Raw genomic sequence first — 11915 nt, 5'->3', positions numbered from 1 at the left:
CTGCCGCGACTGTTCGTTGTCCTGCCCCGGTTCCGGCCGGGGGTCCTGCTAGTTGCCGGGGCCGACCGGCGTGCGCTGTGCCACGAGCCGCGTGACGGAGACGGTCTCCGCGCCGCGGACGACCGCCTCGACGGGTGCCGGGCGGCTGAGGAACAGCAGCAGGCTCGCGGTGGCCCCGTAGGCGCCCACGTTGGGCACGGTGACGAGGTCTCCCGGCGCCAGCACGGGCAGCTGGATGTCCCGGCCGAGGATGTCGCCGGGCGTGCACAGCGGGCCCACCAGGCTGGCGGTGCGCGTCTCGCGTCCGGGCTCCTCGTCGAGGCTCACGGCCAGCGGCAGCAGGCGGCCGAGGCCGGCCATGCCTCCGAGGGTGTTCACGCCGCCGTCGGCGACGTGGAAGGTCCGGCCGCGGCTCTCCTTGACGTTGGTGACCTCGACGACCAGTTCGCCGCAGTCGCCGACCAGGTAGCGGCCGGACTCGCAGGCGAGGTGGATCCCGCCGTCGCGCCACTGCGGCAGGTGGGTGTCGAGGGCGTCCTCCAGGGCCGCCCGCAGACCGGTGTAGACGGGCCGGTCGCCGGGGACGGCGTAGGGGGCGGCGAATCCGCCGCCGAGGTCGAGCACCCGCAGCGGCAGGCCGAGTTCGGTGTGGAGCGCCGCGGCCGTGGCGATGCTCTGCCGGAACTCCCGGATGAGGCCCTCCTCGTCCCGGGCGTTGCTCAGCGGGAAGAAGTGGAGGCCGACGAGGCGGGTGCCGGGGACGGCGGCGAGCTCGGCGGCCTGCCCGGCCAGGGTCTCGCGGTCGATGCCGAACTGCGAGGGGGCGCCGGTCATACGGATGCTGGTGGCGCCCGCGGAGGCCGTGTCGTTGATCCGCAGCAGGACGTCGGCGGTCACACCGTGCTCGCCGGCGATACGGCCCACGCGGCGCAGGTCGCCCAGGGACTCCACCGAGAAGGTGCGCACGCCCGCGGCGACGGCGCCGGTGAGCTCGACGGCGGTCTTGCCGGGGCCGCCGTAGAGGATCTCGGCGGCGGGGAAGCCGGCGGCGAGGGCGGCGGCGAGCTCGCCCTCGGAGCACACCTCGGCGCGGCAGGGGCCGTCGGGGATCTCGCGCAGGGCGCGGGCCAGGTCGGGATGCGGATTGGCCTTGAAGGAGTAGTAGACGGTGAAGCCGTCCGGCAGGGCGGCGCGCAGGTCCCGCCGGGCCGCGACGACGCGGTCCAGGTCGTAGACGTACAGCGGGGTGCCGTACGTCCGGGCGAGCTCGGCGGCGGTGGGGCGGGGGGCGGGCGTGCCGGTCATCGGGGGTCCTCCTCGACGAGGTCGGCCAGCCGGTCCTTGGCGGTCTTGCCGTTGGGGGTGAGCGGGAAGGTCTCCAGGACCCGGCACACGGACGGCACCTTGGCCGCCTCCAGGCGCTTGGCGAGCTCGCGCAGGACGACGCCGGGGGCCAGGTCGGTCACGGCGAACAGGACGAGGTCGCGGTCGGCGGTGGGCTGGAGCGCGGCGGCGTTGCGGACACCGGGGATGTCCATGGCCGCGGCCTCGATCTCGATGGTGCTCATGCGGATGCCCTTCCGCTTGAACATGTCGTCGCGGCGGCCGTCGAAGTAGAGGTAGCCGTCCTCGTCGAGGTGACCGAAGTCGCGGGTGTGCAGCCGGGTCTCGCCCGTCGTGGGGTCGGTCCGGAAGGTGCGGGCGGTGATCTCCGGGGCGCGCCAGTAGCCGGCCATCACGTGCGGGCCGACGGGCACGATCTCGCCGGTGCGGCCGGGCGGCAGCTCGGTGCCGTCCTCGTCGAGGATCAGCACGCGGGTACCGGGCAGCGGCAGGCCGACCGAGTCGGGGCGCTCGAGGTCCTGGTCCGGGGGCATGATGCTGACGCGCTTGCACTCGGTGATGCCGTACATCCGGGCCACCTTGGCGCCGGGGAAGACGGCGCGGAGCGCGTCGATGGTGGACTGGGGCAGGGCCGCGCCGGTGTTGGTGATGAGCCGTACGGAGCTGGGGCCGGGGTCGCGCTCGCCGAGCATGACGAGGAGCGAGGCGAGGGCGGGCACCACGGGCAGCACGGTGGTGCCGCTCTCGCGGATGCGGTCCAGGAGCGTGTACTCCGGCTCGGAGCCGGACAGCACCAGTTCGGCGCGGGCGTCGGCGCTGAGCAGCAGCTGGAAGAGGCCGTAGTCGAAGGGCAGCGGCAGCCGGACGTAGAAGACGTCGTCGGCGGTGTGGCCGAGCATGGAGCCGATGCCGCGCACGGCGAAGGAGATCTGCGCGTGGGGGCAGGCCACGGCCTTGGGGGCGGCGGTGGAGCCGGAGGTGTAGATGAGGACGGCCAGGGAGGTGGGGTCCACGGGGGCGGACTCGCGGGGCGGCTCGGGGAGCCGGGCCTCGACCTTCGCCCAGACGTCGCGGACGCCGTGCACGGGGGCTTCGGTGAGCCGGGCCATGGCGGCGGTCTGCTGGTCGCTGACGATGACCACGGTGGGTTCGCTGTCGGCCAGGACGGGGCCCAGGTGGTAGTCCTTCATGCCCGGGTTGATGGGGACGAGGACCGCGCCGCGGCGCGAGGTGCCGTAGAGCATCGCGGCCATCTCGCGCATGTTCGGCAGCCGCACCAGGACCCGGTCGCCGGGGCCGACGCCCTGCTCGGCGAGCCAGCCCTCGAAGGCGCGGCTGAGGGCGTCGAGTTCGGCGTAGGTCCAGGCGCCCTGCGCGTCGCGGACGGCCGGGGTGCCGGGGGCCGCGGCGACGGCCTCGTCCAGGAACCCGTGCACGGGCTTTTCCAACGTCACTGTCCTGATCTCCGATCGTTACCGGGGCCGGGTGGTGCCGGTGCCCGTTGCTGCGATTGCCGCTGACCGCCGGGGGGTTCAGCGCCCGGCGGCGCGGCTGCCCACCAGGGCGCCGGCGCGGGCCGTGAGACCGGTCCGGTCGGTCTTCCGGTTGGCGTTGAGGGGCAGCGCCGGCAGGTGCTCGTAGAACTTGGGCAGCGTGCCCGGCGGGAGCACCTGCCGCAGCTGCCGGGCGAACTGGGCGGGCGGGCGGGCCTCGCCGGTGTAGAAGACGACCAGTTCGAGGACGTCGCCGTGCCGGGCGGCGACGGTGACCGCGTCCTCCACGCCCGCGCAGCCGCGCACGGCGTGGTCGATCTCGGCGAGTTCGACGCGGATGCCCTGCACCTGGACCTGGTGGTCGATGCGCCCGAGGTAGGTGAGTTCGCCGTCGGGGGCGCTGCGGACCCAGTCGCCGGTGCGGTACCAGATGCGGCCGGCGCGGCGCGGGAACCGGTCGCCGCAGTCGGCCGGGTCGAGGTAGCCGACGGTGCGCTGGGGGCCGCTGATCCACAGTTCGCCCTCGGCGCCGTCCGGGCCCGTCACGTCCACGGGCTCGCCGTCCGTGCCGAGCAGCAGCCAGTCGTGGCCCTCGTGCACCCGGCCGATGGGGACCGCGCCGTGGACGCAGGCGTCCGGGGAGGTGGCGGGGTCCCAGCGGTGGGCGGTGACGGTGATGGTGAGCTCGGTGGGGCCGTAGAGGTTCTCCAGCGTGGAGCCGGGGGCGGCCCGCTGCCAGTCGACGGCGTCCTCGGCCTTGAGGGCCTCCCCCGCGAACAGGCTCCAGCGCAGCGTCGGCAGCGCCCCGGGGGCGAGCCCGCCGGTGCGGCGGACCAGGCGGATGGCGCTGGGCGTGGAGAACCAGACGGTCACGCCCTGCGTGGCGAGGAAGTCGGGCAGCGCGAACAGTGCCCCGGGGTCGACGGCGACCAGCGTCCCGCCGGAGCCCCACGCGGTGAACAGGTCGAACATCGCGCAGTCGAAGGTGAGGTCGAAGGTCTGCGAGAAGACGTCGCGCGGCGTGAAGTCGTAGCGCCGCTCGACCTGCCGGAAGTAGTGCTCGCAGGCGCCGTGGCTGATCGGTACGCCCTTGGGCCGGCCGGTGGAGCCGGAGGTGAAGAGGATGTACGCGGTGTCGCCGGGCTCGACGGTCCGGGGCTCGGTCAGGGCGTGCTCCGGCCGGGGTTCGACGGTGCCGGCGCCGGGGAGTTCCGGCACCAGCACCGGCAGGGTGCCGTCCGGGCCGAGCAGCCCGGGCAGCAGGTGTGCCGCGTCGGCGGCGGCGATCAGCGCCGTCACCCCGGCGGCCCGCAGCGTCGCCCGGTTGCGGGCCTCGGGGAAGCCGGGGTGCAGCGGCACCACGGCGGAGCCGGTGTAGAGGGCCGCGAGGGTGGCCGTGTAGGCGTCCACGGACTTGTTGCCGAGCACGCCGATGACGCCGGGGCGTCCACCGGTGGCCTCCAGCAGCGCTCCGGCCCAGGCCAGCGCGGTGCGGTGCAGCCGTTCATAGCCGATGGAACGGCCGTCGGCGCGCAGCGCCTCGCCGTCGCCGGCCAGGGCCAGGCCCCGCAGGAATCGTCCGTGCAGCCCGTATGCCGCGCCGTCGGTCATCTCGTCCACCGTTCCCGCTCGTGCCGTCCGGTCAGCCGTCGGCGCGGCCGGCCAGGCCGGCCAGCGTCTTCCACAGGACGCCGGGCGTCTCGAAGTTCTCCACGGTCAGCGCGCCGTCGCGGAAGCTGACCTCGTACGCGTCCTCCAGGGCGCCCACCAGCTCGACGATGCCCAGGGAGTCCAGGCCGACGTCGCGCAGGTTCATGTCGCCGGAGAGCTCCTCGTCGGGCGTCAGGAACGGCAGCCTGGCGCGCAGGATCTCCTCGAATCGCTGGTCCCACATGGTGTCCACAACCCCTCTTGTCGTGTCGGTCTACGGGTGCCGGGCGCCGCGTTCGGTACGGGCGGCGTCCGGAAGGTGCGGTGACGGGCGGCGCGTCAGGCCGGCAGCGGCGCGGGGATCCGGGGCCGCATCGCGGCGCGCGGATCGGCGGCCAGCACGTCGAAGGCGTTCACGGTGCGGCCGACCCGGCCGAAGAGGCTGTCGGGGCCGGCGACGCACACCCGGCCGACGCCGAGGCCGCGCAGGGTGTCCACCACGTCGGGCCAGCGCACCGGGCGCACCACGCCGTCGAGGATCAGCGTCCGCATGCCCTCGGCCGTCGTGACGACCGTGCCGTCCTGGTCGGCGACGACCGGCAGCCGGGGGTCGGCGAACCGGTAGCGCGGCAGGACCTCCTCCTCGACGGTGCGCCGGAGCGCGCCGAAGGCGGCGGAGTGCATGGGCGGCCGCATGGTGTACAGCGGCAGTCCGCCGAGGGACCGTACCCGTGCCTGGAAGTCCTCCAGCTCGCCCTCGCGCAGCGACAGCATGAAGAAGTCGTGGTCGAGGTGGCAGGAGATGTCGTACCAGGCGCCCCGCTCGTCCATCTCGGCGAGCACGGGGCGGAGTTCGTCCTCGGGGACGCGGACGAACGACAGGGTGACGACGTCCTGGTGCTCACGCGCGAAGTACTCGGCCTCGCAGCGGGCCAGACGGGCCGTCAGGTCGACGACGTCCTCGAACGACAGGGCGCCGCTGAACGCCGTCACGGCCTTCTGGCCGAAGCTCGGCCCGGTGCAGGCGACGGGTTCCACGCCGTGCCGTTCCCGGGCCCATTCGGCGAGGGCCAGGCAGTTCACCAGGAAGACGATCTGGGCGACTTCCGCGTAGTCGTCGCTCGATTCCCGGTACCGGTCGGCGAGGGAATAGCCGAGCACGTCCTCCGCGGATTTCCGCAGGCGCCGGGCGTGCGGATTGGTCAGCAGGAACCGGCTGACGTCGGAGTATTTCACCGGGCCCATTCCGGGAAACACCACCGCCGTTCCGGTGCGCTGTTCCGCGGGGGCGCCCCCGGCCGTGCGGGGGCGGTCCGCCATGTCGGGGGCCATTCAGCTGATCACGTCGTAGTGCCAGCAGTCCTCGGCCACCGGCACCGGCTCCTCGAACGTCTGGAGCGGCTTGCGGGGGTCGAAGGAGCCGCTGTGCCGGAAGGCGAGCAGCGTGCCGTCGTGGCGCAGGGCCAGCAGGTCGGGCCGGCCGTCGAGGTCGATGTCGGTGCTGGCGACGGTGCGGTACTGGTTCCAGCCCCGGGCGATCGTGTACCAGACGCCCTCGCCGGCGCCCTCGGCGCCGGCGAAGTCGTGGCCGTCGGCGAAGACGAAGATGTCCAGGTCGCCGTTGGTGCGCAGGACGACCAGGTCGAGGGTGCCGTTGCCGGTGACGTCCAGCATGGCGACGGGGAAGTCGTCCACGTCGACCGTGGTCAGCCGGCGAGGGGTCTTGTCCCAGGTGTCGTTGGGGAGGACCTCGCCGACGTGGCGGAACCAGTCGACGTGGCCGGCGTCCTTCTCGCGGCTGATGGTGTCGTCGCAGCCGGTGCCGCTGACATCGGCGGCGGCGAGCGTCTCCCACTCCTTGTCGTCCCGCTTGCCGGAGATCCGCAGCGGCTCGCCGAGGGTGTTCAGGCCGTCGAGGCCGCGGTTGGGCAGCAGGTAGAGGCCGTGCTCGCGGTTCTCCCCCTCGCCCGGGTTGATCTCGGCGATGCTGAACGCCAGCAGGTCGGCGCGGCCGTTGCCGCTGTCGAGCGGGCGCAGGAAGAAGAACCGGGGCCAGCCCAGGTCCTCGGCGATCTTCACCGGGGGGAGGAAGGTGTTCAGCCCGTCGAAGGTGCCGCTGTGCTGGCGGATGAACACCTCGCCGGTGTTTCCGTCCCGGAGCAGCAGATCGGGCCTGCCGTTACCGGTCCAGGAACGGCAGTTGCCGTTCGACATGTTTGCTGCCACGTCCTCCACACTCCCGTTCGTTTTTCGCGCGGCATCCTCGCCGCGCCGTCGTGCGCGGTTTCCCCGCGGAATTCCGGTCGCGTCCACCACGGCGCTTCCGTATTCCCGCCGGGAATCCACCGCAAGTCTCGCGGGGGCGGCGGCGTGAACACACCCCTAACCGCCCCCGTAGGGCCCCCTATTCGGCGCCCAGGTCGCGCAGCCGGCGGGCGAACGCCGCGGGCCGCGGGTGGTCGAACAGGTCGGTCAGCTTGAGCTTGACGCCGAACTCCCCCTCGATCCGCATGACCAGGGTGGCGCCGAGCAGCGAATGGCCGCCCGCGGCGAAGAAGTTGGTGTCCTCCACCACGTCCTCGCGCTGGAGCGCGTCGCGCCACAGGCCGATCAGGCGGGCCACGACCGGGTCGGCCGACTCCGCGGACCCGGCGGCGGGGGCCGCGGCCCCGGGCGCCGCGGCGCGGTGGCGCGCCACCTCGCGCGTCAGGGCCGGGTAGTCGACCTTGTCGTTGCCGGTCATCGGGAACGCCTCCACGGCGATGTACTCCTGCGGGACGGCGGACAGCGGCAGAGCGCCGCGGGCGTGCGCCCACAGCTCGTCCGCGGCCTCCGGCCGGCCGGGCGCCACCACGAACGCGGCGAGGACCGGCTCACCGGAGGGGTCCTCGGCGACGACGACGGCCGCCGCCCGTACGTCCGGGTGCTCCAGCAGGACGGACTCGACCTCGCCGAGCTCGATGCGGTTGCCGCGCAGCTTGATCTGCCGGTCGAGGCGGCCGAGGATCTCCAGCTCCCCCTCGGGGAGCCAGCGGGCCAGGTCGCCGGTGCGGTAGTGGCGCCCGTACTCCGGGTGGAGGGCGAACCGCTCCTCGGTCAGGGCGGGCCGGTCGTGGTAGCCGACCGCGACGCCCTCACCGGCGATGCACAGCTCGCCCCGGACGCCGGGCGGCAGTTCGCGGCCGTCGGGGCCGGCCACGAAGACGCGGGTGTTGGCGATCGGTGTGCCGACCCCGACCCGGCCCGTGCCGCCCGGGCGCACCCGGCCCGACGTGGACCAGATGGTGGTCTCGGTCGGCCCGTAGACGTTGCGCAGCTCGCAGCCGGTGGCGGCGAGGCGGGCGGCGAGGGCGGCGGGCAGGGGTTCGCCGCCGCTGAGCACGCGCAGCCCGGCCAGCCGGTCGGCGACCTCGGGCAGCACCAGGCGCCAGGTCGTGGGCGTGGCCTGGGCGATGGTGACGCCGTGGCGCTCCAGCAGCTCCCGCAGCACGGTGCCGCCGGTGCGCGCCTCGTCCGGGGCTACGGCCAGCCGGCCGCCGGTGACCAGCGGCAGCCAGAGCTCCAGCGCGGAGATGTCGAAGCTGAACGTCGTCAGCCACAGCGTCGTGTCGTCCGGGCCCGCCGCGAGCTCGTCGGCGAAGTGCGCGACGAGGTTGGCGAGCGCGCCGTGGCCGACGAGGGTGCCCTTGGGCCGGCCGGTGGAACCGGAGGTGTAGATGAGGTAGGCGAGGTCGTGGGGGCCGGCCAGGGCGGCGACGGCCTCCGGGTCGGGCAGGGGGCCCGGGTCCGTGGGCGGGGCGGGCACGGTCAGGACCGTACGGCCCTCGCCGGGCACCGTGACGCCGGGGCCGGCGAGCACGACGCCGGCGTCCGAGTCGGCGAGCTGGTAGGTGATGCGCTGCTCGGGGTGGTCGGGGTCGACGGGCAGGTAGGCGGCGCCGGCCAGCCAGACGCCGAGGACCGCGGCCGCCGTCTCCGGGCCGCGCCGGCCGGCCAGGGCGACCACGTCGCCCGCGCCGACGCCCGCGCCGCGCAGCAGGTCGCGGGTGGCCTCGGCGGCCGCCCACAGCTCGCGCCGGGTGACGCGCCGGTCGCCGTCCTCGACGGCCACCGCGTCCGGGTCGGCGATCACCGCGCGGGCGACGGCGACCGCCACGTTGGGCCACGGCACCTCGCGTCCGGTGGCGTTGGCGGTCGCGACGAGCAGGCGGTCCCGCTCGCAGCCGACGGGGACGGCGCCCACCGGCCGGTCGGCGTCCTCGCCGACGGCCAGCAGCAGCGCCTCGTAGCGGCTCACCATCAGCTCCACGTCGGCCCGGTCGAACACCTCGGTGCAGAACGCGGCCCGCACGGTCAGCGTGTCCGGGTGGGCGGTGACGAAGAACTCCAGGTCGAACTTGCTGAAGCCGTTCTCCACGGTCAGCTGGGTGGCCGGCTGCCCGTCGAGGGTGAAGTCCGCGGGGGCGGCCAGCGGCGCGTAGTTGAAGACGTGCCGGAAGAGGAGGTTGCGCCAGGAGGCGTCGGGCCGCTCGACGGAGTTCAGCAGCTCGTCGACGGGGTACGCGGCGTGCGCCATGCCGCCCAGGAACATCCCGCGGGCGCGGGCGACCAGCTCGCGGAAGGTCTCCTCCGGGTCGACGGCCAGCCGCAGCGTCAGCACGTTGATGTGGTAGCCGAGCGCCCGCTGGGCGCCGGAGTCCCGCAGGCTCACCGGCGAGCCGACCGTGAGGTCCGGGCCGGCGCCGTGCCCCGCCAGCAGCAGGTAGTAGGCGGCCAGCAGCACCACGGCCTCGGGGGCGCGCAGCTCGCGCGCCAGCCGCGCCACGACCTCCTTGACGCCGGGCGCGAGACGTACGGTCACCTCGTCGCCGGCCAGGGTGGTGACCGCGCCGCCCTGCCGCTCGTTGCCCAGGCCCAGCCCGTCGGCCCGGAACCCGGCCAGCCGCTCGCGCCAGTAGGCGGCGGCCTCCGGACCGGCCTCGGGCTCACGCCAGACGGGCACCTCGTCCCGCAGCCCCTCCGGGGCCCGGCGGCCGGAGACGAACGCCTCGTACAGGGCGGTGAACTCGCCCAGCAGCAGCTGGGCGGACATGCCGTCGAAGACCGAGTGGTGCACGGCCACGCACAGCGCGTCGCCGTCCGCGTGCCCCAGCAGCCGGGCCCGCACCAGGAGCGAGCCGTCCTGCCGGAAGGGCTCCGCGATGAACGGCCGCAGCTCGTCGGCCACGGTGCCGCCGCGCGACGCGGCCTCCTCCAGGACCACCTTGACGGCGGCGGGCTCCGGCGTCCGGGCCCACAGGCCGTCGCCGTCGGCGTGGAAGACGGTGCGCAGCACGGCGTGCCGGGCGAGCAGGTGGTCCAGGACCTCCTGGACCACCGTGGGTTCCAGCTCGCCGTCCACCTGGAAGACCACCGACAGGTTGTTGACGCCGGTCTCGGGAACGAACTTTTCGAGGAGCCACAGGGCCTCCTCCTTGCGGGTGGCGGGGCGCCGCATGGCTCTTCCTTCCCGTCCTTCCTGGGATTACCGCTGCAGCAGGTCGCGCACGGTCGCGGCGACGGCGTCCGAGCGGAGCAGCTGGGCGTGCTCGGTGTCGAAACGGATCTCGCGGGCGACCAGCGGGGAGTCCTCGCCGGCCGGCGAACGGTCCGCGTTGAGGCCGCTGCGCGGGCTCGACGAGGTGATGGCGGTGGCCCGCAGCCAGCCCTCCCGCACGTCCAGCTGGTCGGCGACGGAGAGGTAGGAGATGAACGAGGAGAACAGCCCGATCATCTCCTCGGTGCGCTCCGCGTCCAGCCCGAGCCGGCCGAAGGCGTCGGTGGCGACCGAGCGGAAGACCCGGTGGAGGCCGGCCGCGTACCCGCCGACGTCCTCCCCGAGCTCCTCCATCAGCCGCAGCGAGGTCTCCCGGACGCGGGTGATCTCCTCCGGCGACAGAACGGTCGCCAGGTTGCCAAGGAGCTTCTCGAACTGCCAGTACAGGGTGGGGACCGTCGCCTGCTCGGGGTCGAACAGCACGAGGACGGGCGGCTCCTCCTGGCGGCGGGCGGCCTCCTCGGCGAGCGCGGCCGCGTACACGCCGCCGACGCAGAAGCCGAGCACACCGCGGACGACGAGGCCGCTGGCGGCCAGCTCCGCGCCCCACCGCTCGATGTAGCCGGCGCCGGTGACGCCGTCCTCGGGCGAGACGACGGGCGGCACGGTCTGCCAGAACGAGCGAGAGTCGCCCAGCAGCGGCGCGAGGTCGGTGAACTGCGCCTCGGGGCGGCCCGTGGCGGGGAAGTCGGCGGCGATCACCACCTCATTGCTGTCGGCGCTGGTGACAATGTTCCACGAGGTGGGAATTCCCATGGGGTTGTTTCTCCCGAGAAGGCGCACCGGACGGAATGACCGGCTTGTGGAGGCTATGGCGGGTGGGTGGGGCGGGGACACCCCTAGGGGGCCGCACAGGCCCCCTAGGCTGCCCTTACGCGGCGTCGAGGCCGGCGGGCGCGTCGAGGCCGTCGAGGAAGGAGCGCATGACGGTGTCGAACCGCTCGGGCTCCTCCACGTGCGGCATGTGGCTGGACTCCTCGAAGACCTCCCAGCGCACGTCCGGGATGTGGTCGGCGAAGGGCTGCACGCAGCGCTGCGTGGCCTCGTCGTGCCGCCCGGAGATCACCAGCGTGGGCACGTCGATCGAGGGCAGGCGGTCGATCACCGACCAGTCCTTGAGGCTGCCGATGACGTGGAACTCGTTGGGGCCGTTCATCGTGTGGTAGACGGTCGGGTCGTTGTAGATCTCCATGAACGACGCGGTGACCTCGCGCGGCCAGGGGTCGAGCCGGCACACGTGCCGGCCGTAGAACTCCAGCGTGGCCTGCCAGTACTCGGCGCTGCCGGTGGTACCGGCCCGCTCGTGCCGCAGCAGCGTCTCCTGCGTCGCGGGCGGCAGCGCGGCCCGCAGCACCGCCATCTCCTCCAGCCATACGGGGTACGAGGCCGGGGAGTTGGCCAGCACCAGGCCGCGCAGCCCGGCGGGCCGGGCGGCGGCGTGCTCGGCCGCGAGCACCCCGCCCCACGACTGCCCGAACAGCACGTAGTCGTCGGCGATGCCGAGGTGGCCGAGGAGGTTGTCCAGCTCGTCGAGGAAGAGCGGCACGGTCCAGAAGTCCGCGCCCTCGCCGGGCAGATGGGTGGACCCGCCGTTGCCGAGCTGGTCGTAGTGGACGACCGGCCGGCCGTCCTCGGCGAGGGCGGCCAGGCGCAGCAGGTAGTCGTGGGTGCTGCCGGGTCCGCCGTGCACGGCGACGAGCGGGGTCCGGCCGGACGTCAGGTCACCGGTGACCCGGTACCAGGTCCGGTGCGCGCCGAAGGGCGCGTGTCCCTTGGTGGTGGGCGGAAAAGACACGGATTTCACTTTCGTCGGGGGGTCGGGGGTCGGGGAC

9 protein-coding genes are annotated in these 11915 nt (G+C 74.0%); all 9 read right to left on the bottom strand.

All coding sequences use genetic code 11. The features are described 5' to 3' along the window. Positions 1-48 precede the first annotated feature (48 nt). A complete protein-coding gene (locus tag AC07BS_RS04380; RefSeq protein ID WP_478930138.1) occupies positions 49-1305 on the bottom strand; it encodes a type III PLP-dependent enzyme domain-containing protein in 1257 nt (418 codons plus the stop codon). After that, positions 1302-2792: an AMP-binding protein gene (locus AC07BS_RS04375; RefSeq protein ID WP_478640009.1), complete on the bottom strand. Its 1491-nt coding sequence runs from the start codon at positions 2790-2792 to the stop codon at positions 1302-1304. The genes AC07BS_RS04380 and AC07BS_RS04375 overlap by 4 nt, the downstream gene beginning before the upstream one ends. Before the next feature lie 84 nt (positions 2793-2876). Then, the gene (locus AC07BS_RS04370; RefSeq protein ID WP_478641070.1) at positions 2877-4448 is read right to left on the bottom strand and encodes an AMP-binding protein; all 1572 of its coding nucleotides are present in this window, start codon (positions 4446-4448) and stop codon (positions 2877-2879) included. 31 nt (positions 4449-4479) lie between these two features. After that, on the bottom strand, positions 4480-4731 hold the full coding sequence (locus AC07BS_RS04365; RefSeq protein ID WP_478640012.1) for an acyl carrier protein: 252 nt from the start codon (positions 4729-4731) through the stop codon (positions 4480-4482). A 95-nt stretch (positions 4732-4826) separates the two neighbouring features. Next, entirely contained in the window at positions 4827-5732 is a 906-nt protein-coding gene (locus tag AC07BS_RS04360) for an ACP S-malonyltransferase (RefSeq protein ID WP_478930331.1), read from the bottom strand. Between the two features lie 87 nt (positions 5733-5819). After that, positions 5820-6713: a hypothetical protein gene (locus AC07BS_RS04355; protein WP_478640016.1), complete on the bottom strand. Its 894-nt coding sequence runs from the start codon at positions 6711-6713 to the stop codon at positions 5820-5822. A gap of 178 nt (positions 6714-6891) precedes the next feature. Continuing rightward, positions 6892-9984 carry a non-ribosomal peptide synthetase gene (locus AC07BS_RS04350; protein ID WP_478930137.1) on the bottom strand — a complete coding sequence of 1031 codons (3093 nt, stop codon included), beginning with the start codon at positions 9982-9984 and terminating at the stop codon, positions 6892-6894. Positions 9985-10011: 27 nt separating this feature from the next. Further along, positions 10012-10839: a hypothetical protein gene (locus AC07BS_RS04345; RefSeq protein WP_478640019.1), complete on the bottom strand. Its 828-nt coding sequence runs from the start codon at positions 10837-10839 to the stop codon at positions 10012-10014. Positions 10840-10954: 115 nt separating this feature from the next. After that, positions 10955-11878 (bottom strand): proline iminopeptidase-family hydrolase, encoded by a 924-nt coding sequence (locus AC07BS_RS04340; protein WP_478640022.1) that lies wholly within the window; start codon positions 11876-11878, stop codon positions 10955-10957. Positions 11879-11915 lie beyond the last annotated feature (37 nt).

The sequence above is a fragment of the Streptomyces sp. NPDC044063 genome, assembly GCF_056434285.1.
This window is presented reverse-complemented; position numbering and strand designations above follow the sequence as displayed.